20 protein-coding genes are annotated in these 20945 nt (G+C 72.9%); 8 read left to right on the forward strand and 12 right to left on the reverse strand.

Going from position 1 to position 20945, the window contains the following annotated elements:
- Positions 1-47: 47 nt before the first annotated feature.
- Both ACFYPJ_RS11715 and ACFYPJ_RS11720 read right to left on the reverse strand, forming a co-directional pair.
- Positions 48-1064 carry an ImpB/MucB/SamB family protein gene (locus ACFYPJ_RS11715; RefSeq protein WP_389014185.1) on the reverse strand — a complete coding sequence of 339 codons (1017 nt, stop codon included), beginning with the start codon at positions 1062-1064 and terminating at the stop codon, positions 48-50.
- Positions 1061-4513: a DNA polymerase III subunit alpha gene (locus ACFYPJ_RS11720; protein WP_389014188.1), complete on the reverse strand. Its 3453-nt coding sequence runs from the start codon at positions 4511-4513 to the stop codon at positions 1061-1063. Before ACFYPJ_RS11720 ends, ACFYPJ_RS11715 begins: the two co-directional genes overlap by 4 nt.
- A 359-nt stretch (positions 4514-4872) precedes the next feature.
- Between ACFYPJ_RS11720 and ACFYPJ_RS11725 the strand changes: the two genes are divergently transcribed.
- Positions 4873-5772 carry an esterase/lipase family protein gene (locus ACFYPJ_RS11725; protein ID WP_389014190.1) on the forward strand — a complete coding sequence of 300 codons (900 nt, stop codon included), beginning with the start codon at positions 4873-4875 and terminating at the stop codon, positions 5770-5772.
- 174 nt (positions 5773-5946) lie between these two features.
- Here the strand turns inward: ACFYPJ_RS11725 and ACFYPJ_RS11730 are convergent, their stop codons facing one another.
- A complete protein-coding gene (locus ACFYPJ_RS11730; RefSeq protein ID WP_376536971.1) occupies positions 5947-6081 on the reverse strand; it encodes a hypothetical protein in 135 nt (44 codons plus the stop codon).
- 138 nt (positions 6082-6219) lie between these two features.
- On the opposite strand from ACFYPJ_RS11730, the gene ACFYPJ_RS11735 reads away from it, so the two are divergent.
- Complete coding sequence (locus ACFYPJ_RS11735; RefSeq protein ID WP_389014193.1) at positions 6220-6837, forward strand: class I SAM-dependent methyltransferase; 618 nt, start codon at positions 6220-6222, stop codon at positions 6835-6837.
- Positions 6838-7027: 190 nt separating this feature from the next.
- Here the strand turns inward: ACFYPJ_RS11735 and ACFYPJ_RS11740 are convergent, their stop codons facing one another.
- Both ACFYPJ_RS11740 and ACFYPJ_RS11745 read right to left on the reverse strand, forming a co-directional pair.
- Positions 7028-7528 carry a DUF402 domain-containing protein gene (locus tag ACFYPJ_RS11740; protein WP_389014196.1) on the reverse strand — a complete coding sequence of 167 codons (501 nt, stop codon included), beginning with the start codon at positions 7526-7528 and terminating at the stop codon, positions 7028-7030.
- Entirely contained in the window at positions 7509-8438 is a 930-nt protein-coding gene (locus ACFYPJ_RS11745; RefSeq protein WP_389014199.1) for a GNAT family N-acetyltransferase, read from the reverse strand. Before ACFYPJ_RS11745 ends, ACFYPJ_RS11740 begins: the two co-directional genes overlap by 20 nt.
- Positions 8439-8508: 70 nt before the next feature.
- Here ACFYPJ_RS11745 and ACFYPJ_RS11750 point away from each other — a divergent pair, with 70 nt between their 5' ends.
- Positions 8509-8880 (forward strand): GntR family transcriptional regulator, encoded by a 372-nt coding sequence (locus tag ACFYPJ_RS11750; protein ID WP_389014203.1) that lies wholly within the window; start codon positions 8509-8511, stop codon positions 8878-8880.
- 78 nt (positions 8881-8958) lie between these two features.
- Here the strand turns inward: ACFYPJ_RS11750 and ACFYPJ_RS11755 are convergent, their stop codons facing one another.
- Entirely contained in the window at positions 8959-9729 is a 771-nt protein-coding gene (locus ACFYPJ_RS11755; RefSeq protein WP_389014205.1) for a DUF72 domain-containing protein, read from the reverse strand.
- A gap of 185 nt (positions 9730-9914) precedes the next feature.
- Positions 9915-11009 carry a DUF5925 domain-containing protein gene (locus tag ACFYPJ_RS11760; protein ID WP_389014208.1) on the reverse strand — a complete coding sequence of 365 codons (1095 nt, stop codon included), beginning with the start codon at positions 11007-11009 and terminating at the stop codon, positions 9915-9917.
- A 370-nt stretch (positions 11010-11379) separates the two neighbouring features.
- Here ACFYPJ_RS11760 and ACFYPJ_RS11765 point away from each other — a divergent pair, with 370 nt between their 5' ends.
- A complete protein-coding gene (locus tag ACFYPJ_RS11765) occupies positions 11380-12186 on the forward strand; it encodes an SGNH/GDSL hydrolase family protein (RefSeq protein WP_389014210.1) in 807 nt (268 codons plus the stop codon).
- A gap of 495 nt (positions 12187-12681) precedes the next feature.
- Positions 12682-12957 (forward strand): hypothetical protein, encoded by a 276-nt coding sequence (locus ACFYPJ_RS11770; protein WP_389014213.1) that lies wholly within the window; start codon positions 12682-12684, stop codon positions 12955-12957.
- Between the two features lie 259 nt (positions 12958-13216).
- Here ACFYPJ_RS11770 and ACFYPJ_RS11775 read toward each other — a convergent pair whose 3' ends face one another.
- Together ACFYPJ_RS11775 and ACFYPJ_RS11780 are read right to left on the reverse strand one after the other, a co-directional pair.
- Positions 13217-13999 carry an ABC transporter permease gene (locus ACFYPJ_RS11775; protein WP_389014216.1) on the reverse strand — a complete coding sequence of 261 codons (783 nt, stop codon included), beginning with the start codon at positions 13997-13999 and terminating at the stop codon, positions 13217-13219.
- Positions 13996-15009 carry an ATP-binding cassette domain-containing protein gene (locus ACFYPJ_RS11780; protein WP_389014219.1) on the reverse strand — a complete coding sequence of 338 codons (1014 nt, stop codon included), beginning with the start codon at positions 15007-15009 and terminating at the stop codon, positions 13996-13998. The genes ACFYPJ_RS11775 and ACFYPJ_RS11780 overlap by 4 nt, the downstream gene beginning before the upstream one ends.
- A 64-nt stretch (positions 15010-15073) precedes the next feature.
- Here ACFYPJ_RS11780 and ACFYPJ_RS11785 point away from each other — a divergent pair, with 64 nt between their 5' ends.
- Complete coding sequence (locus ACFYPJ_RS11785; RefSeq protein ID WP_389014221.1) at positions 15074-15787, forward strand: TetR/AcrR family transcriptional regulator; 714 nt, start codon at positions 15074-15076, stop codon at positions 15785-15787.
- An 85-nt stretch (positions 15788-15872) separates the two neighbouring features.
- Here the strand turns inward: ACFYPJ_RS11785 and ACFYPJ_RS11790 are convergent, their stop codons facing one another.
- Genes ACFYPJ_RS11790 through hmgA form a run of 3 tightly spaced genes read right to left on the reverse strand, consistent with a single transcriptional unit; the run spans position 15873 to position 19180 of the window.
- Entirely contained in the window at positions 15873-17045 is a 1173-nt protein-coding gene (locus ACFYPJ_RS11790; RefSeq protein WP_389014224.1) for a type ISP restriction/modification enzyme, read from the reverse strand.
- Positions 17046-17087: 42 nt separating this feature from the next.
- Positions 17088-17837 carry a GntR family transcriptional regulator gene (locus ACFYPJ_RS11795; RefSeq protein WP_389014226.1) on the reverse strand — a complete coding sequence of 250 codons (750 nt, stop codon included), beginning with the start codon at positions 17835-17837 and terminating at the stop codon, positions 17088-17090.
- Between the two features lie 26 nt (positions 17838-17863).
- A complete protein-coding gene (gene hmgA, locus ACFYPJ_RS11800) occupies positions 17864-19180 on the reverse strand; it encodes a homogentisate 1,2-dioxygenase (protein WP_389014229.1) in 1317 nt (438 codons plus the stop codon).
- A gap of 199 nt (positions 19181-19379) precedes the next feature.
- On the opposite strand from hmgA, the gene ACFYPJ_RS11805 reads away from it, so the two are divergent.
- Complete coding sequence (locus tag ACFYPJ_RS11805) at positions 19380-20021, forward strand: hypothetical protein (protein ID WP_389014231.1); 642 nt, start codon at positions 19380-19382, stop codon at positions 20019-20021.
- Positions 20022-20212: 191 nt separating this feature from the next.
- Positions 20213-20830 (forward strand): TetR family transcriptional regulator, encoded by a 618-nt coding sequence (locus tag ACFYPJ_RS11810; protein WP_389014233.1) that lies wholly within the window; start codon positions 20213-20215, stop codon positions 20828-20830.
- Positions 20831-20945: the final 115 nt, after the last annotated feature.

Genomic DNA, 20945 nt, shown 5'->3' on the forward strand with positions numbered 1-20945 from the left:
TCCTGCCCGAAATGTCACGTACTTCGAGCGCGGGACGGCCGCAGGAATCAGCGCTCCGCCGGGGTGCGGTCCCGCGCCCGGCCGCGGCCGGCCAGCGCCGCGGGACCCGCGGCCGCCGCCCCGAAACGCCGCCGGGCCCGGTCCGCGGCGGCCTCGGCCGCACGGGCCCGGGTGTCGCCGGGGTCGAGGGAGAGCTGCCGGTAGGCACGGCCGGCCGGCCGCAGGTCGTCGGCGCGCAGCACATAGCCGCGGACCCGTGCGCGTTGCAGCCCCAGGGAGTCCAGCAGGCCCAGCGCGGCGGCGGCGAGGGCGGGCGAATGATCGGTGGGCTCCGGGAGCGTACGCGTGCGGGTGGTCGAACTGCGGTCGGCGTACCGCACCGTGAGGGTGAGACGGCCGGTGACCTGGTGTTCCTCGCGCAGCCGTCGGCCGATGCGGTCGGCGAGCCCGAGGACGGACCGGTGGTGCCCCGCCGGGTCCAGGCAGTCCCGGTCGAGCGCGAGATCGGCGGTCAGCCGGGTCACCGGTTCGGCGGGGGCGACCGGGCGGGGGTCGTGACCGCGGGCACGTTCGGCCAGCAACCGGGCCTGCCCGGTGCCGAGGAGGCGCTGCAGGGTCGACGGGGGCAGGTCGGCGAGCTGGCCGATGGTGTGCAGCCCGTACCGGGTGAGGGCGGTCGCCGTGGCGCGGCCGATCCCGGGCAGCGCGGTGAGCGGACGGGGGCGGAGCCACTCGGCGGCCCGGTCGGCGGGCACCCAGGTGACCTCGCCGGGCGCGGAGGCGTCGGCCGCCATGGCGGCCAGCATGCGGTTGCCGGCCAGTCCGGCGCTGCTGTCGATGCCGTACAGGCCCTTCAGCCTGAGCATCACCATCTGGACGGCGGCGTAGGGAGACATGTCGAAGTAGCGGAGCGCCGACGTCAGATCCAGTTGGACGGCGTCCGGCGGGACGGCCTGCACATGGGGCGTGATGCCGGACATCAGCTCGATCACGCCGGCGTACGGGGTCTCGGCCGGTGCGGCGTGCAGATGGAGGTGGGCGATGTGCCGCTGACGGGTGGTCATCCCGCGCTCCCGGGGCTGGTGTAGCCGAACTTCTTCAGGTCCGCGGAGCGGGTGCCGGCGGGTTGCAGATCGGCGTACGGGTGCAGGCGGGCGCCGGTGGTGCCGTTGGCCAGGGTGCGCCGCGGCTGGGCCGGGGTCGGGTGCGGACGGCTCCGGCCGAGCAGGGCGAGGGCGGCCTCGGGGCCGTTGTCCCGGCGGGCGGTGGCGATCTCGTCCAGGTCCCAGGCCATGGAGCCGACGACGGTACGGCGGGTGCCCCGGACCTGGACCGTGCCGCGCACCAGCAGCAGACCGCTGTGGAAGACGGTGTACGCGCAGGCCGGGTGGGAGTCCTCGAAGAAGGCCAGGTCGACCAGGCCGGAACCGTCCTCCAGAGTGACGAAGATGACGCGCTTGCCGCTGGCGATCGGCGGGGTCTGGGTGGCGGCCCGTACCCCGGCGACGAGAACCTGCTGACCGGCGCGCAGCCCGGCCAGATGGGCCGCGTCACTCGCGCCGATCTCCCGCAGCAGCCGGTGGTGGTGGTCCATCAGGTGCTGGGAGACGTCGATGCCGAGGGTGCCCAGCTCCGCGCTCAGGGCTTCGCGTCCGGTCATCTCCGGCAGGCCGCTCGGCTCCGCCCCGCCCACGGCGTTCGCGTCGATGGGCAACTGGCCGCTGCCCGCGGCCCCGGTCCGGGCGGCCCGGTGCAACTCCGCTATCTGGAGCAGCAGGTCGCGTCGGGTGAGGCGGCCGTCGTGCAGCGGATCCAGGGCGCCGATCCCGGCGAGGCGTTCGGCGGTCGGCCGGCTGGGGCGGGCCCGCTGCCAGAAGTCCGACAGCGATCCGTACGGCTGCCCGTCCTCGATCCGGGCGCACTCCTGCGCGCCGATGCCGCGCACCGCGGACAGCGCGAGGCGTACGCCCCACTGTTCTGCGTCGGTCGTCTCCACGGTGTGCCGCACCCCGGACCGGTTGACGTCGACGGGCAGGACGGGCACCCCGCGGCGCCGGGCGTCGGAGACGAGGACGCGCTTGGGCCACATACCGGGGTCGTGTTCGAGCAGGCCGGCCAGCAGGAACGCCGGGTGGTGCGCCTTGAGCCAGGCGCTCTGCAGAGCGGGTACGGCGAACGCGACCGCGTGGGCGCGGCAGAAGCCGTAGGCGCCGAACGCCTCGACGGTCTTCCACACCTCGTCCCGTACGGCCGCGCTGTAGCCACGTGCGGCCGCCCGGCCGTGGAACCAGTCCCTGATCCCCGGCAGCCGGTCCTTGTCGCCGAGCGCGCGCCGGGCCAGTTCCGCGAGGGCCCGGTCGCAGCCGGTCATCACATGCAGCGTCTCGATGATCTGCTCGTGCCAGATGGTCACGCCGTAGGTGTCGGCGAGCACCGGTTCCAGGTCCGGGTGGGCGTACGCGGGTGCGCCGCCGTGGCGGGCGGCGATGTACCGCTCGGGCATGCCGCCGGCGACCGGCCCGGGCCGGAAGAGGCTGATGTCGGCGATGACGTCCTGTGGATCGCGCGGCTGCAACCGGGACAGCAGGTCCTGCTGGCCGGGCGATTCGAGCTGGAACAGGCCGAGGGTCTGGCTCTCCTGGATGAGCTTGAAGGCGAAGACGTCGTCGAGCGGCACCTGCTTCGGGTCGTCGAGGTCGATGCGGGTGCCGGTGGCCCGTTCGATCTCGGCGACGGCGTGGGCCATCGCGGACTGCATCCGGACGCCCAGGACGTCGAGTTTGATGTTGCCCAGCGCCTCGATCTCCTCCTTCGCGGCCATCGCCATGGGGTAGTCGCCCTGCGGGGTGGGCTGCACCGGCAGCCGGTCCAGGAGGGTGGCGTCGCTGATGACCACACCGCAGGGGTGCATGGCCATGCCGTGGACCAGCGAGTCGAGACCTTCGGCGAGTTCCCACAGCGGTCCGTACCGGTCCGCTTCGGCCGCCAGTTGCCGCAGTTCGGGCAGTTCGGCGAGGGCGCCGGTGATGTCGCAGGCACGCAGGTGCGGGAAGCTCTTGGCGATCCGGTCGACCTCCGTAGGGGCGATGCCGAGGGCGAGGCCGGTGTCGCGCAGGGCGCGGCGGGCGCGGTAGGTCTCGGGCATGGCGGTGACCGCCACCCGTTCCTTGCCGAACCGGTCGAAGATCGTGTCGTAGCACTCCAGGCGCCGGGCCGATTCCACGTCGATGTCGATGTCGGGCAGCGACCTGCGGCGCACGCTCAGGAAGCGTTCGAACAGCAGTCGGTGGTCGAGCGGATTGGCCGTGGCGATGCCGAGCGCGTGGCAGACCATGGATCCGGCGCCCGAGCCGCGGGCCGCGACCCGGATGCCCTTCGCCCGGATGTCGGCCACGACCTGGCCCACGGCGAGGAAGTACGAGTCGTAGTCCAGCCGGGAGATCACGGTGAGTTCTTCGTCCAGCCGGTCGAGCGCCGCCTGGTCACGGTCGAGGCCGCGGCGGGCCAGACCTTCTTCGCACCGCAGGCGCAGCAGGCGCGCGGCCCCGCCCGCATCCGGCTCGGCACCGAACAGGGACGGCTCCGGGAAGTGGGGTGTGCCGAGCCCGAGGTCCGCCTCCGGGTCGACGGCGCACTCGGCCGCTGTCGCGGCGGTGTCCGTCAGCAGCCGACGCGCCTGCCGGACGTCCGCTCCGGCGCACTCGGCGACCAGCCGCGCCACGCTCGCCATCTCCCTCTCGCCCTTGAGCCAGCGCTGCCCGCTGTCCAGGCGGCGCCGGTCGATCGGGCGCAGCAGCCGGGCGGCGTCCAGGACGTCGGCGAGGCGGTGCTGGTCGGGGTCGGCGTAGCGGACGGCGTTGGAGAGGACGGCGGTGGTCCCGGTGCGGTCGGCCAGCGCCAGCGTCCGAGCGGCCAGCCGAAGGGAGCCCGGACCCACGCCAAAACGTTTCTGCGCGACGATTTCCAGCCGGACGCCCCTTCCGAAGACCTCCTTCCAGGGCGCCAGCAGCTTCATCGCGACGTCCTCCCGTCCCGCCGACAGCGCCCGCGCCGGCTCCGAGAGCGGTCCGAGCAGCACGGTCAGACCGGGACCGCCGTACTCGCGCAGCGCCTTCCACGGCACCACCGGCGCCCTGCCGTGCAGGGCGCCGGCGTGCGCGGCCGAGGTGATGCGGCACAGCCGGGCCCAGCCCGTCCGGTCCTGCGCGAGCAGCACGAACCGCAGCGGCGGCTCGATCACGTGCGCGCCGCCGCGTGCCGGGGTGCGGCGGCGCTGTGCCGGGGGAGGGGGTGCGACGGCCTCCACCGCGAGGTCGACGCCGAAGACCGGCCGGACCCCGTCCCTCGCGCATGCCTGCGCGAACCGCACGGCACCGGTGACCGTGTCCCGGTCGGTCAGCGCGAGCGCCGGCAGGCCGCGCTCGGCCGCGCGCCGGACGAGTTGTTCGGGAGGGGAGGCGCCGTAGCGGACGGAGTAACCGGACGCGACGTGCAGCTGGGCGAACCTCGCCATGCCACACCTCCATCCACTCGCCCCTTTTTAACGATATGCCCGATACGTTCATCGTACGCTCGTTCGATTACTCTAACTCCGCCCCGTGGGGGCGGCGGGTTGGATTCGAACGCATGAGTGATTCTCGGGTGGGGGCAGGGCCGGGGCGGGGTGCTGGTGGGGCGCTTTGCGGCCGCCTGGCGGTGACGGCCTGTCAGTCGGTGCGGGGGTGGCGGCAGTTACCGCTGGAAGTTTTTGCTGACGCGTAACTTCACAGCTGTGCTACTCGCCCGTAACTTGACGGGTGAACAGCATCCTCGTGATCCGGATCACAGGGCTAAGGCCGTCGTACCTCCCTTGAGCCGCAAGGAGATCCCCCGATGCTGCCCTGGAAGCGAGTGTTCAGGCCCCTCGCCGCGCTGCTCCTGATCACCGCCGTCGCCACCGTTCCCGCCGCCACCGCCCAAGCCGCCACTGCCGGGGCCGCCGGCGCCCGGACCGCGAGTGTCCAGGCCGCGGGCGCGGGAGGCTGGAACGACTACTCGTGCAAGCCGTCTGCCGCCCACCCCCGCCCGGTCGTCCTGGTCCACGGCACCCTGGGCAACTCCATCGACAACTGGCTGTCCCTCGCGCCGTATCTGAAGGACCGCGGATACTGCGTCTACTCCCTCGACTACGGCCAACTGCCCGGCGTCCCGGTCTTCTACGGCCTCGGCCCCCTCGACGCATCGGCAGAGCAGCTTTCCGTCTTTGTCGACAAGGTGCTCGCCGCGACCGGTGCCGCCAAGGCCGACATCGTCGGTCACTCGCAGGGCGGCATGATGCCCCGCTACTACCTCAAGTTCCTCGGCGGAGCCGCCAAGGTGAACGCCCTCGTCGGCCTCGCGCCCGACAACCACGGCACCGACCTGGACGGCCTCACCAACCTGCTGCCGTACTTCCCCGGCGCCGCCGACCTGCTCAAGGCCACCACCCCCGGCCTCGCCGACCAGATCGTCGGATCCGACTTCCTCACCAAGCTCAACGCGGGCGGCGACACCGCCCCCGGAGTCCGCTACACGGTCATCGCCACCCAGTACGACGAGGTGGTCACGCCCTGGCGCACCCAGTACCTGAGCGGCCCGGACGTCCGCAACGTCCTGCTCCAGGACCTGTGCCCGCTCGACCTCTCCGAGCACCTGGCGATCGCACTCTTCGACCGCATCGCCTTCCACGAGGTGGCGGGCGCGCTCGACCCGGCGCACGCCACCCCCACCACCTGCGCGTCGGCGTTCAGCTGAGCACGGCCCGGGGCCGGCCGAAGCCGCCGGCCGGGCCCCGGAGCCCCGCCCGACGGCCGACCGCATTCACTGCCGTGAGCGGCCGCATTCACTGCCGCAAGCAACTGGAGCCGTGGCCGGGCTGACCAGGGCCGGACTGGCTGGGGCTGGCCTGGGCTGGCCGGGGCCGGGGGCTCAGGCGTCCGGCCACCAGGTGCGGGCGATGTCCTCGCGGATCTCCGGGCGTCTCGCGGGGCGCTCCTCGGCTTCCTCGCGGACCCTTCGGGTGTCCGTCTTCTTCAGGGGCTTCTGCACGGTCGTGCGGCGCATGGCTGCCTCCTCCAGTGCCTACCGGAATCCGCGATTCCGCGGAGGCAGACCCTTTCGGCGAGAGTTCCGCATCTGCGGTGGTTTGTCAGTGGCGGCTGTCACGGTCGGAGTGTCAGTGGCGGGTGTCACTCTGGGGGCATGACGAACGAGAGTGACCGCACGACTGCGGTGCGTGTCGACTGGGACGCCGCGGCCCCGACCTTCGACGACGAGCCGGACCACGGCCTGCGCGCCCCCGAGGTGCGCGCGGCCTGGGCTGCCGGACTCCGGTCGTGGCTGCCCGGGCGCCCCGCCGACGTGCTCGACCTCGGCTGCGGCACCGGCAGCCTGGCGCTCCTGGCCGCCGAGCAGGGACACCGTGTCACCGGAGTCGACCTGTCCCCGGCGATGGTGGAGCGGGCCCGCGCCAAGACGGCCGGGCGCGACGTGGTGTTCCTGCTCGGCGACGCGGCGGCCCCGCCGGTCGGGGAGCGGCGCTTCGACGTCGTCCTGGTGCGTCACGTGCTGTGGACGCTGCCCGAGCCCGCCCGTGTGCTGCGGCACTGGGCCGGGCTGCTGCGGCCCGGAAAAGGGCGGCTCGTGCTGGTCGAGGGCGTGTGGGGGACCAGCTCTCCGGTCGGCATACCGGCCGGCCGGCTGACCGCCCTCCTGGAACCGATCGCCTCCCACATGCGCGTGGAGCCGCTGTCGGACGACCCCGTCCTGTGGGGCGGACCCGTGACCGATGAGCGGTACGCGGTGGTTGCGACGGTGTGATGACGATCGATACGCGGCGGTTGCCGCGGCGGTGTGATGACGGGCGGTACGCGATGATGCGACGACGTTCGGTACGTGGCGGTGTGCCGACGATCGGTAGGTGGCGGTCGCGACGGTGTGCCGACGATCGGTGGGTGGCGGTCGCGACGATGCGAATCCGGATGATGCTGCTGTCCCGTCCGGTGAGGGATCAGGCCAGCAGCGCCGCGAAGCGTTCCGTGCGAGCGAGCGCCTCCAGTTCGTCGAGTGCGGCCGCGGCGGCGGCCGCGGCCCGCGGATCCGTCCGTGTCAACCCGCTCTCGGCGAACTCGTCCTCGTCCAGACGCCGTACGTCCGTGCCGTCCGCGGAGCGCCACAGATCCAGATCGAGATCCTCCACGACCAGCTCCGCGCCGGTCAGCACGGCCGGCCGGGCGATGTCGCAGTACCAGCCCTTGAGCGTGCCCGCGGGGTCGCGGACCTCCATCACCGCGTACCAGCGGTCCCGCCAGTAGTACTCGGTGAAGACGTCGCCCGGTTCGAAGCGGACGAAGCCGAAGTCACGGACGGTGCCGCCCGCGAACGGGGCACGCACGACGATCCGCGTCCCGTCGTCCTGGAGCAGTTCGGCGGGGTAACGGATCTTCGTGCGGCCCCTCTTGACGAGGACGACGTCCAGCACGCGGCCGCCGTCAGCCGAGTTCGCGGGCATGGCGCACCTCCGTCGCACAGATCCGGTAGCCGAACCACTTGTTGATCGCGATCATCGGGCCGTTGCCGGCGTCGTTGCCGGTGAGCGCTTCCGTGAACCCGGCGGCGCGGGCGCGGTGCAGGGAGTCGTTCTTGGCGAGCTTGGCGAGACCACGTCCGCGGAAGGCGCGCGCGGTGCCCGTCATCACGGTGCCGTAGCGGTGCCCGCCGTCCGTACGGGCCGCGCTGAACGCGGCGGGGCGCCCGTCGACCAGCACGACCGAGGTCAGCTCGGGGCTGAACAGGGGGTGCCGCCAGGTCTCGGCGAGCCATGCCGCGTAGTCGGTGAACTCGGTGTCGAGGTCGCTCGGTTCGTCCGCCATCGTCTCCGCGTCCAGCGCGAACAGCGGGCGCGGGTCGTCGGCGAAGTCCGCGGCCGTGCGCAGTTCGACGCCCGGCGGCGGGTCCTGCAACGGGGGCAGCGCCGCATGCGCCAGATCCAGCCGGAGGAAGTACGCGGAGCGCAGGGCCCGGTAGCCGTGCCGTTCGGCGAAGGCCCGGTTTCCCGGCTCGTCCAGCACCCAGGTCAGCAGCCGGTGCGCGCCCCGGGCCACCAGGTGCTCCTCGGCGGTACGCATCAGCAGCCCGCCCGCGCCGCGCCCGGTCCGCTCCGGATCGACGTACACATTGAGGCAGCCCTGGCCGGGCTCCGGGCTGTCGTAGGCGATGCCCACCTGCGCGGTGCCGATGATCTCGCCGTCCTCCTCGGCGACGAGCCGGCGCAGCCCGGCGTCCGGGTGGGCGTGGGAGATGTCGTGGGCGACGGACTCCGGAGTGAACAGCATGTAGGGGAGGGCACGGTGCCGGACCTGGACGAAGCCGTCGAGGTCCGCACGCGTGCCGGGACGCAGATCGCGCACGAGCACAGTCATGGGGCCGCAGGCTACGGGGGCAGGGGACCTGGTGCCCGCCATTTTCCGGTGGGTGCGGGAGAATCGCGGTGTGACCTTGAAGATCCACATCGACGACAGCGCACCGCCGTTCGAGCAGGTGCGGGCCCAGATCTCGGAGCAGGCGCGGGCGGGGGTGCTGCCGGTGGGCTACCGGCTGCCGACCGTGCGGGGGCTGGCCGAGTCGCTGGGACTTGCGGCGAACACGGTGGCCAAGGCGTACCGGGCGCTGGAGACGGACGGGGTGATCGAGACGCGGGGCCGCAACGGGACGTTCGTGGCGGCCGTCGGCCCGGCCGCGGCCCGCGAGGCCGCGACCGCCGCGCAGACCTACGCCGAGCGGGCCCGCCGGCTCGGGCTTGCGGAGACGGAGGCGCTGGCGGCGGTACGCGATGCGCTGCGCGCGGCCTACGGGGCGGACTGAGCCCGTTCGAACTGCGGGGTCGGCGCAGTCCGCGGCCCGTCGGTGCGCGGCCGAGCGGCGCGTGGAGCAGCGCGTCGCTCAGCGCTGTGCCGCGAGGTCCGGGGTGCGGGTGACCGTCAGGCCCGCCTTCGCCGCCACCCCGGCGAAGGCCGTCGCGTCCTGAACCGCCGCCCCGCCAGGGTCGTTGTTGAAGTACGTGTGGATGTCGTCCGCGTCGGACCAGGTGGTGGCGATGCGGTCGGCCCAGGTCTCCAGGGAACGCCGGCCGTAGCGCGGCCAGGGACGGGCGCGGCCCTCGTGGAGGCGGACGTAGCCCCAGTCGGTGGTGCGCCACAGCGGGGTGACCGGGTGGGCCTGGACATCGGCCCAGCACAGCGCGGCGCCCCTGGCCTCCAGGACCGCGCGGACCCGAGGCGTCCACCAGGAGTCGTGACGCGGCTCGACCGCCACCCGGACGCCGGGCGGGAAGCATCCGAGGCAGTCGTCCAGGAGGTCCGGGTCGGCGCGCAGGGTCGGCGGGAGTTGCAGCAGGACCGGGCCGAGCCGGTCGCCGAGCCCCGCCGCGCAGCCGGTCAGCCGCCGCACCGGCTCCTGCGGATCGTGCAGCCGCTTGATGTGCGTGAGGTAGCGGCTGGCCTTGACCGCGACCACGAAGTCGCGGGGCACGCGCTCCCGCCAGCTCTCGAAGTTCTCCCGCGTCGGCAGCCGGTAGAACGCGTTGTTGATCTCCACCGTGGCGAACCGCGCCGCATACTCCTCAAGCCACAGCCGGACCGGCCGGTCGGCCGGATACAGAACGCCCCGCCAGTCCCGGTACTGCCATCCCGACGTCCCGACGAACAGGGTCATACCTCCATCAAAGCACCGGCGGCGGCTCCGTGGCCGTGGCCAGGGCGGGCGGCGAGCCGCTGCCGGTCACGGCCCCGTACCGGCTGCCGTCCGCCACGTGCGTGTACGGCCCGCCGCCCGCCATGGTCCCGCACGGTCCGCCGTCGGTCACTGCCCCCGGACCGGCTGCCGTCCGCCCGGGTCCCTCACAGGTACAGGCCGGCGTCCGCCCCGTCGCGCGCGCCCGGTACCGAGGTCGGCGTCGTGCCGCGGCGCAGTGCGTACAGCTCGGCCAGGGTGGCCCCGTTGTGGCCGATCCCCTCCTCCGTGCCCAGCCAGGTCACCGCCTCCCGGCGGGTCAGCGGGCCCACCTCGATGCGGGCCAGGCAGCGGCCGGGACGGACCACGGCGGGGTGCAGCCGCTCCAGATCCTCGTTGGTGGTGACGCCGACGAGGACGTTGCGGCCCTGGCCGAGCAGCCCGTCGGTCAGGTTCAACAGCCGCGACAGCGCCTGGCCCGCCGTGTGCTTGGCCTCGCCGCGGATCAGTTCGTCGCAGTCCTCCAGCAGGAGCAGCCGCCAGCGGCCCTTGCCCGCCGCGTCCTCTTCGCCGATCGCGATGTCCATCAGATAGCCGACGTCGCCGAAAAGCCGCTCCGGGTCCAGCACACAGTCGACCTGGCACCAGTCCCGCCAGGCACGGGCCAGCGTGCGCAGGGCCGAGGTCTTCCCGGTGCCCGGCGGGCCGTGGAGCAGCAGCAGACGGCCCGCGATGTCCTCCGGGGTCGTCTTCATCAGGTGGTCCATCGCCTCCGCCACCGGCGCCGTGTAGTTGGGCCGCACCTCCTCCCAGGTGCCCGCCGAGATCTGGCGGGTGGTGCGGTACGGGCCGCGCCTCGGGGACACGTACCAAAAGCCCATGGTCACGTTCTCCGGCTGCGGTTCGGGCTCGTCCGCCGCGCCCTCCGTGGCCAGGTCCAGGACCTTCTCGGCCAGTTCCGCGCTGGTGGCCGTGACCGTGACGTCGGCGCCCCGGTTCCAGCGGGAGACCAGCAGGGTCCAGCCGTCGCCCTCGGCGAGCGTCGCGCTGCGGTCCTCGTCCCGGGCGACGCGCAGCACCCGGGCGTCCCGCGGCAGCAGGGTCGCACCGGAGCGGACCCGCTCGATGTTGACCGCGTGCGAGTACGGCTGCTCGCCCGTCGCGAAGCGGCCGAGGAACAACGCGTCGACGACGTCGGACGGCGAGTCGGAGTCGTCGACGTTGAGCCGGATCGGCAGAGCGTCGTGTGGGTTCGCGGACATGCCGCCATGATCCGGCACGGCGGCCCCGTGCGCACCCGCTTTCCGTGGTGGGCGCGGAGTGTCGGATGCGCGACCGCTTCCCGGAGCGCCCCCGTCACCCCTTCCCTCCCGTGCCGAAGTCGTGTGTCTCCCACACCTGCCGTACGCCTGTGCCCGTTTCCCGGCCCCCGCTGGTCTCCTTGACGGGGCGTCACGAGGCAAGGCTGTTGACAAGCTGTCAACAAAGCTGTCGTGAACGCGGAATCACTCGATCGGTGAACGGGCGGAGTCGATCAGGTCCGGACTGGAAAAGAATTGGCATGAACACTTCCAGTCAACACGCGTAGCTGGTACCAAAGTTGAGGCAGAGATGCTGCTAAAGGGAGGTTCCATGAGACGTTCCCGACTTACCGCATATCTCATCTCGACCCTCTTCGCCGTAGGTGCCGTCCTCACCGGGGCCGCCACCGCGCAGGCGTCCCAACTCGCCGCGGCCGGCGGCTACGTGGCCCTCGGTGACTCCTACTCCTCCGGGGTCGGGGCGGGCAGCTACATCAGCTCCAGCGGTGACTGCGACCGCAGCACCAACGCCTACCCCTACCTGTACAACGCCGCCCACTCCCCGTCGTCGTTCGCGTTCAACGCCTGCTCCGGCGCCACCACGGACGACGTCCTCGCGGGCCAGCTGGGCTCGCTCAACTCCTCCACCGGCCTCGTGTCCATCACCATCGGCGGCAACGACGCAGGCTTCGCCGACGTGATGACGACCTGTGTGCTCAACTCCGACAGCACCTGTCTGTCCCGGATCAACACCGCCCGGTCCTACGTCGCCTCGACGCTGCCCGGCAAGCTCGACACCACGTACTCGACGATCCGGGCCAAGGCCCCGTCCGCCCGTGTCGTCGTGATCGGCTACCCCCGCTTCTACAAGCTGGGCGCGACGTGCGTGGGTCTCTCCGAGACCAAGCGGTCCGCCATCAATGACGCGGCCGACTACATGAACAGCGTCATCTCCCAGCGCGCCGCCGCCCACGGCTTCGTCTTCGGCGACGTCCGCACCACCTTCACCGGCCACGAGATCTGTTCCGGCGACTCCTGGCTGCACAGCGTGAACTGGCTCGACATCGGTACCTCGTACCACCCCACCGCGACCGGCCAGTCCGGCGGCTACCTGCCGGTGCTCAACAACAACGACTGATCCGTCAGCGCACGAGGACGGATTCGGCGGTGAGTCCGAAGGCGAAGCGGAGGCCCCGTCCGTCGGGGTCTCCGTCGCCGTGTCCGTCACCGGGGGCGAAACCGAGTCGGACCCGCCCGCAGCGGAGCGTGTCCCTCTGCGTGAGATAGCCCACGTTCTCGCGGCCCGGACGCCCATGCGACCGTTGTGGTGACAGTGCTTCTGTGTGGCGCCGCGTTCCCTCGGCCCGGCCCTCGGCGACACGCCCCCGGGCAGAACCGCACTCACCGCCTCCATGCAGTCACTCGCCGTGACTGTCAGGCCGGTCGACCGCACTGCGTGGCCCACCAGTCAGCCGGTTGCGTAACTCGCCCTGAAACCGGTCGGATTCGGAGAGTAATCGCCAACCTCCTTGCGGGGAAGGTGAATACTGTGGGCGTGATACCCGAGTGGCCACATGGGGCGATAGGGTTACTCTGCCCGCGCCGGGTGGACTCGTTACGGGTGGGGAGTGACATGGAGCAGATAACAGTGCGAAGCAGGGCGAGGGTCCCTGCGATCACCTGCGGGAGCAGCGCGAGCAGTTCGCGCCTCGACCGCCATCTCTCGGTGCTGGCGGGTCCCGCCATACCGCAGCAGAAGGCGGCCGAAGCGACCTTGCTGATGCGTGAGCTGACCGCGCGTGACTCCAGGCAGGAGCGCAGTGACCGGGACACGCGTGTGCGTCGTGTCTCCCTCTTCGCGCCGCTGCGGCGGCTGCGCCGCTCGTTGTTCGGCGGCAACAAGCACTGACCGACGGGCACCTGCCCGGACCGCAAGCCGCCTCGGCGTACCGCTGCGATCTAGTCGTCCGTCATCCCCACGGCACGCAGCGGCGCCGCGGCGTGCCGTCCGAGTGTCCGTGCGTCCCTCGTCCGCGCCCCGTACCCGCCCGGCAGCGACGGGGGCGGCACCGACGATCGCGCCCCCGGCCCGCTCGGCATCCCCGCCTCCCACCACCGTTCCCGGCAGTCGGTGGTCGGACCCCGCGGCCGGCGGGGGCGTGCGCCGTTCACCGCTCGCCGTGCGCGTACCGGCGTACCGCGAGCGGCAGGAACACCGCGATCAGCACGAGGCTCCACAGCAGTGACCCGGCGACCGGATGGGCGACCGGCCAGGCGGCGCCCGACGGGACCGGAGCATTGCCGAACAGGTCCCGCAGGGCGGTGGTCACCGCGCTGATCGGATTCCACTCGGCGAGCGTGCGCAGCACGCCCGGCAGATTGCCGGTGGGAATGTAGGCGTTGGACAGCAGGGGCAGGACGAAGGTCGCGGCGCCGAGTTGCCCGGCGGCCTCTTCGCTCCGGGTGAGCAGGCCGAGGAGCATCCCGATGCTCGTACAGGCGAACCGGAACAGCAGCAACAGGCCCACCGCCGCCGGCACCCCGGACGCCGGCCCCTCGACCCGCCAGCCGACCGCCAGCCCGACCAGCAGCAGTGGCACCGTGCCGAGTGCGGAGACGGCCAGGTCCGCCACGGCCTGGCCGAGCGGCACGGCGGCCCGGCTCACCGGCATCGTCAGGAAGCGGTCGGTCACGCCCCGGTGCCAGTCCTGGGCGGCCTGGAACATCCCCGTCATGATCCCGCCCGCGGCGGTCGCCACCAGCAGCCCCGGGAGCAGGAAGGACCGGTACTCCCGGCCGGGCATGGCGAGCGCGCTGCCGAAGACGTAGCCGAAGAACAGCAGCATGTTCACCGGCATGACCTGGGTCAGGACCGTGACCCCCGGACTGTTGCGGACCCGGCGCAGTTGCCGGCCCGCCATCGCGGCACCGTCGTGCAGCAGCGCGCTCATGCCGCACGCTCCTTCTGCCGGTTGCCGTCGGGGGCCGTCCGCTCGCCGGCTCCGGTGCGCTCGCCGGCCTGACTCCCCGTCGTCGCGCCGGTCAGCCGGAGGAAGACGTCGTCGAGGGTCGGCGGGCGCAACCGGGCGTCCAGCAACGGCACGCCCGCCGCATCGAGTTCGCGCACCAGGCGGGGCAGGGTCAGGGTGGCGTCGGTGGTGACCGCGCCCACCGTGTGCCGCTCGTGGTCGAGCGCCGGTTCGTGACCGGTCAGCCGGTCGAGGACGCCGGCCGCCCGCGCCATCGCGTCGGTGTGCGCGACGACGACCTCGGCGTAGGAGCCGATGACGGCCTTGAGTTCGGCGGGTGAACCGGTGTGCGCGACCCGGCCCCGGTCCAGCAGGGCGATCCGGTCGGCCAGCCGGTCGGCCTCCTCCAGGTACTGGGTGGTAAGCAGCACAGTGGTGCCCTCGGCCGCCAGCTCGCGCACCGCGTCCTGGATCCGGTTCCGGCCGGCCGGGTCGAGACCGGTCGTGGGCTCGTCCAGGAAGATCACGTCGGGGCGGCGGACGAGGCTCGCCGCCAGGTCCAGCCGGCGCCGCATGCCGCCCGAGTAGGTGGCCGCCCGCCGGTCGGCGGCCTCGGTCAGGCCGAACTGTTCGAGCAGGTCCGCGGCGCGCTCGGCCGGGCCGCGCACCCGGTGCAGGCGCGCGAACAGCCGCAGGTTCTGCCGTCCGGTGAGGTCGCCGTCGACCGACGCGTACTGCCCGGTGACGGCGATCCGGCGGCGTACCGCCGCGGCCTCCCGTACCAGGTCGTGGCCCGCGACCCGGGCCGAACCCGCGTCCGGCCGCAGCAGTGTGGCGAGCAGCCGTACGGCCGTCGTCTTCCCCGCCCCGTTGGGGCCGAGCAGCCCGCAGACCGTGCCCCGCGCGACGGCCAGATCCAGCCCGCGCAGGGCGTGCACAGCGCCGTAGCGCTTCTCCAGACCCTCACTAAGTACAGCGTACGTAGTATCCATGGGTCGACCATAGCGCACTACGTACGCCGTACGTAACTAGGATGGGGACGCGAGGTGATGATCAATGGCAGCCCGAGCGGCCGTTCCCGAAGTGATCTGGGCCCGTCCCGAGCGCACGGGCCGCGGTCCCAGACCGGCGTACACCCGCGCGGACATCGCGGGCGCGGCCGTGCGGATCGCCGACGCGCGCGGACTCGACGCGGTCTCGATGCGGCACGTCGCGGCCGAACTGGACTGCGGCACCATGTCGCTGTACAACTACGTCCCCCGCAAGGAGGACCTGTACGAGCTGATGGTGGACGCGGTCAGCGGCGAGCACGAGCTGTGGCGGCCCGCCGGGGACTGGCGCGCGGACATGAACCAGGTGGCACGGCAGACGCGCGCCCTGATGCACCGGCACCCGTGGCTGCCGCGGCTGATGTCACCCGTCTACGGCTTCAGCCCCAACGCCCTGCGCTATCTCGAACACTGCCTGGCCTGCCTGGAACCGCTCGACGCGCCCGCCGGCGCGAAGCTGGAACTGATCGCGATGCTCAACGGCGTCGTCACGACCTACGTCAGGAACGAGCTGGAGACCGCGGAGCGCACCCGCTCGCTGCCCTGGACCCAGGAACAGGAGGACGCGGTCCGCATCGCCTACCTCGGCGGCCGGATCGCCTCCGGTGACTATCCGCACCTGGCCGCGGCGTTCGCGGAGGATCCCGGGCCGATCGACCTGGAGGCCGTCTTCCAGCGCGCCCTGGACCGTGTCCTCGACGCCTTCGAGGCGCTCGCCTGAGCGCTTTGCCGACCGGGTGGGAGCACCGGGCGCGGCGTCCGGCGGGGCTGTCCAGGTGTTCCGCCGGGGGCTTCGCCCGGCCCGCTCAGATCAGCGCGAACTGGCCCTCCGGGCCCTCCTCGTGATGGTCCAGGACGGAGGCCGGCCGGCGGGACGAGTCCGGCGGCGGCAGCACGGCCGCCGCCCGCAGCTCCGCGGCCGTGACCGGTGAGGTCACCGTCAGCTCCGACGTCAACCCGGACCACTCCGCGCGCAGTTCCGCCAGCAGCGCCAGCACCGTGATCAGTTCGAGCAGTTCCGACGTCCAGGGCTGCGGCCAGGCCGCCGGGCGGACGGCGGCCAGGGTGCCGGGCGCGGCCTTCGCCGTCCGCGCGGCGAACCACTCCTCCAGCACCCGCACTCCGGCCGCCTCGAAGTCCCAGGCCCCGGGCGGGACCGGCGCGATGCGGCCCTCGTCCAACCGCAGGCACTCCTTGTCCCGGTCGTAGCCGACGGTGCTCGGGCGGGGCGGAAGCGGGGCGCGGACGTAGGGGCGACGGCCGCCGGGGAGCTTGGGGCGGTCGCCGTCGCGGCGCATCAGCCACAGCAGGCGACGGCCCAGCGCCACCCCCCGCGACCACAGCCCGGGGTCCTCCGTGAGCGGTACCGCCGGGCCCGGACGGGTCGCGGCCAGCGCCCAGGCCAGCACGTCCAGCGGCGTGGGGGACAGGCCCAGCCGGGCGCCCAGGTGGTCCAGCAGGCCGGGCGCCAGATTGGGCTCCCGGCCGCCCGGCCGCCGGTACAGCGGCCGGATGCGGCCCGGGTGCAGGACGGGCAGCAGCGACGTCGCGAGGAGCAGCGGGCCGGGTCCCTCCTCGGCCGTCTCCACGGCGAACACCTGGTGGTCGTCCGCCACCCGCCACAGCTCCGGGCGGGCCGAGTCGATCAGCCGCTGGTCGGGGATCAGCCACTGCTCGTCGAAGGGCGCGGCGAGCACGCGGACCGGTTCCGGGCACGGACCCGCCGCCCGCGCCAGCCGTTCCGTGCCGCTGGGCTGGCCGGGCAGTTGACCGACGGCCGAGTGCAGCGTGCGCGAACGAGTCGGCTCGAACAGGGCCTCCCGGTCCGGACCCGCGGCCTCCACCAGGGCGTCCCAGCGGGCCTTCAGGGAAGCCGCGTCGGGGGCCGCCGGCCACCCCCGGCCGATCCGCGGCGGTGCGACGGACCACGGCATGAGGTCCGCGAGCAGCGGAGCGTCGTCGTGCGTCACGCTGGGCATGGTACGACCTTCCGTGCGCGGGCGGGCCCGGAGCCGGTGGGGTCAGGTGGCTTCGAGGGTGACCGTGAAGGAGAAGCGGTCCCCGCGGTAGTGGATGACCGCCACGTCCAGCACCTGGTCCGCCGCGTCGTACGTCACGCCGGTGTAGTGCAGGATCGGGCTGAGCAGCGGCACTTGGAGCAGCCGTGCCGTCTCCGGGTCGGCGAGCCGGGCCTCGACGGTGTCCGTGATGCGGCTGATGTCCGCGCCCGCGACGTCCCGCAGCACCTTCGTCATCGGCCAGCGGACCAGGTCCTCCGGGGCGAAGCAGCGGGCCAGCGTGGGACGGACGTAGTTGCGCGCGTGGTTGGTCGGCTCGCCGCTGCCCTCGTCGAACCGCAGCCGGTGGTACGTCTCCACCTCGGTCAGGTCCGGGAAGTACTCGGTGAGTCCGCCCGGCACGGACGCCCGACCGCGGTCCAGCAGCTCGGTCGTCATCCCGGACTGCTGGGCCACGATCGCGTCCACCGAGCCGAGCAGCCGCACCGGGGTGCCCCGCCGGGCGCCGGGCTCGATGAACGTGCCGCGCCGCCGGTGCCGGCTGATCAGCCCCTCGCCCTCCAGTTCCTTCAGGGCCTGCCGCATGGTCAGCACGCTCACCCCGTAGTGCTCGGCCAGCCGTTCCTCGGTGGGCAGTCGCAGCGAGTCCTGGGGTGAGCGGCCGAGTATCGAGGCACGGAGGGACTGCGACACCTGATACCAGAGCGGCAGCTTGCGGTTCAGGACGATCGAGTCTGGGGCGAAAGATGTCACCGGCTATCCGTACCTGTCCCAACCGTTCAGCGCAACGGGCGGAAGTGCCGTTCGAGGCCGCTCCAGACGCCGTCGTAGTCCTGCTGGAGGTGGTCCGCGCGGGCCGCCTGCCCGGTGAGGGTGACCGGCCAGCGGGTCTCGAACATGAACGCAAGGCCGTCGTCGATCCGCTGCGGCTTCAGCTCGGCGGCGCTCGCCCGGTCGAACGTGGCCCGGTCCGGGCCGTGCGCGGACATCATGTTGTGCAGCGAGCCGCCGCCCGGCACGAAGCCCTCCGCCTTGGCGTCGTACGCGCCCTCGATCAGGCCCATGTACTCGCTCATCACGTTCCGGTGGAAGTACGGCGGCCGGAAGGTGTCCTCGCCCACCAGCCAGCGCGGCGCGAACACCACGAAGTCGACACCGGCGAGTCCGGGGGTGTCGGACGGCGACGTGAGCACCGTGAAGATCGACGGGTCCGGGTGGTCGTACGAGATGGACCCGATCACATTGAAACGGCGCAGGTCGTAGACGTACGGGACATGGTTGCCGTGCCAGGCGACCACGTCGAGCGGCGAATGGTCGTAGACGGCCGTCCACAGGTTGCCGCAGAACTTGTTCACCACCTCCACCGGCCCCTCGACGTCCTCGAACGCGGCGACCGGCGCCCGGAAGTCCCGGGCGTTGGCCAGCCCGTTGGCACCGATCGGGCCGAGGTCCGGCAACTGGAACGGCGAACCGTAGTTCTCGCAGACGTAGCCGCGGGCGGTCTCGTCCAGCAGCTCCGCGCGAAAGCGCACCCCGCGCGGAATCAGTGCGACCTCACCGGGTTCCGCACGCAGCAGCCCCAGCTCCGTGCGCAGCAGCAGCCCGCCGCGCTCCGGCACGATCAGCAGCTCTCCGTCGGCGTCGCTGAAGACCCGCTCCATCGAGGCGTTGGCGTGGTACAGGTGCACGGCCATACCGCTGCGCACGGTGGCGTCGCCGTTGCCACCGAGGGTCCACAGCCCGGCCAGGAGGTCCGTCCCGGCCGGCGGCTCGGGCAGCGGGTTCCAGCGCAGCCGGTTCGGGTCGGGCGCCGTCTCCGCGAACGGCGCCGTGCGCAGCCCGCGGTTGTCGGCGCGGGTGAACGCCGGATGCGCGGCGGACGGCCGGATGCGGTACAGCCAGGAGCGGCGGTTGCGCGCCCGCGGCTCGGTGAACGCCGCCCCGCTCAACTGCTCCGCGTACAGCCCGAGCGGGACGCGCTGCGGGGAGTTGCGGCCCTCCGGCAGGGCGCCGGGCACCGCCTCCGAGGTGTGCTCGTTGCCGAAGCCGGAGAGATAGGTCAGTACCTCGGCGGTCTTGCGTGCGTCCTCACCCATGTTCGCTCCCTCGTGAACCCGGATCCGCTGCCCTCGCCATTCCTGTTGATCACCATAGGAATATGGCTGCGCGGGCACAAGGGTTTCGGGCGCGCAGCGGCTGCCGTCGGACCAGTTGCTCCAGGAATGGCAGGGCGCCGGCCAAAACCCCCGACCCAAGGGGGATCCGGGGTCCGGACCGGTGTTCTACGCTCCCTGCATGCCGTGGACCCGGGGAACGTTCAGCGCGCTCGCCGTCTGCGTCCTGCTGCTGGCCGGGGCGGCGGGATGCGGGACCGGCGCGGCGCACGACGGGGGCGGTGCGAAACCGTCCGCGCCCGCGGGCCGGCTGCTCGACAAGCGGGACGAACAGGACCGGCGCTACCGCGAGGTGCCCGAGGCGGGTGCACCCCGTGTCGGAGTCGAGGTCACCCCCGACCCCGCCGACGGCTGGGACGTACGGCTGACCGTCCGCGGCTTCCGCTTCTCGGCGGACGGCACGGCGGGGCGGGCGCGGGCCGGCCGCGGTCTCGCCGCCCTGTTCGTGGACGGCGAACCGGTCGCCCGGCTGCGCACCCCGCGCCACCACCTCGCCGCCCGGCTCGTCCCGCAGGGCACCCACCAGGTCACCGCGCGCCTGTACGCCGACGACGGCACGGTGTGGGCGGTGCACGGCAAGGCGGTCGAGAGCACCGCCGACGTCACCGCGTCGGGGGCGGAGACCGGATCCGGGACCGGGTCAGGGTCAGGGTCCGGGTCAGGTTCAGGTTCCCTCCCGGCCGCCTCGCCGGGAGCCGGGACCGCACCGGCCCCGACTGCCTCGCCGGGCGCACCGGCCGCGGGGAGTGGCGCCGGCAAGTGAACCCGGCGGATACGGCGGGCGGGCGCGGCCGGGGGGCGGGGGCGGTCCGGGGGAGGGGTGGCCGGGCCGGGCGCTGCGCGGGGGCGGGGCGGGGCGATGGTCGTCCGGAATGGCGCGGGTGAGGGGGACGCACCGGCCGCCGGCCTCCGTACTGTGGGGAGAGGTTCACCGGATTCCGCCTGAAAGGCATCATGAAGCCCGTGCCCGATGCGACATCGCTGCGCCGCGCCCCCGTCCAGCGGCGCAGCGTCGAACGGCTGACCAGAATCCTGGACGCCTGCGCCGGCCTCCTCGACGAGGTGGGCTACGACGCCCTCAGCACCCGGGCCGTCGCGGCGCGGGCCGGCGTGCCCATCGGCTCCGTGTACCGCTTCTTCGGCAACAAACGGCAGATGGTGGACGCCCTCGCGCAGCGCAACCTCGAACGCTACGCGGAGCGCGTCACCCGGCGGCTGAAGGGCGCCCGGCCGGGCGGCTGGCGGGCGGCCGTGGACGCCGTGCTGGACGAGTACCTGGCCATGAAGCGCACCGCACCCGGCTTCTCCCTGGTGGACTTCGGCAACCAGATCCCGGTCGGCGACCGGCTCGCGGAGCCCAACCACCGCGTCGCCGAGAACCTCACCGCCCTGCTCTCCGGCTATCTCGGCCGCGATCCCGACGCGGAGTTGCGACGGATGTTCCTGGTCGCCGTGGAGACCGCCGACACCCTCGTCCACCTCGCCTTCCGGGTGTCCCCGGAGGGCGACGAGGCGATCATCGCCGAGACCCGGGACCTGCTGCGCGCGTATCTGGCGCGGGTGCTGGACTGACGGCCGGGGCGTGCGGACGGGCTCCGGTTCACGTTCCGCCACCGGCCGCCGTCCGTGCCGGTGCCGTCCAGGTCCCGGCCCGGTGTCGTACAGGTCCCGTCCCGGGTGAGGCCCG

The organism is Streptomyces sp. NPDC006012, assembly GCF_042871185.1.
In the GTDB taxonomy this organism is placed as follows: domain Bacteria; phylum Actinomycetota; class Actinomycetes; order Streptomycetales; family Streptomycetaceae; genus Streptomyces.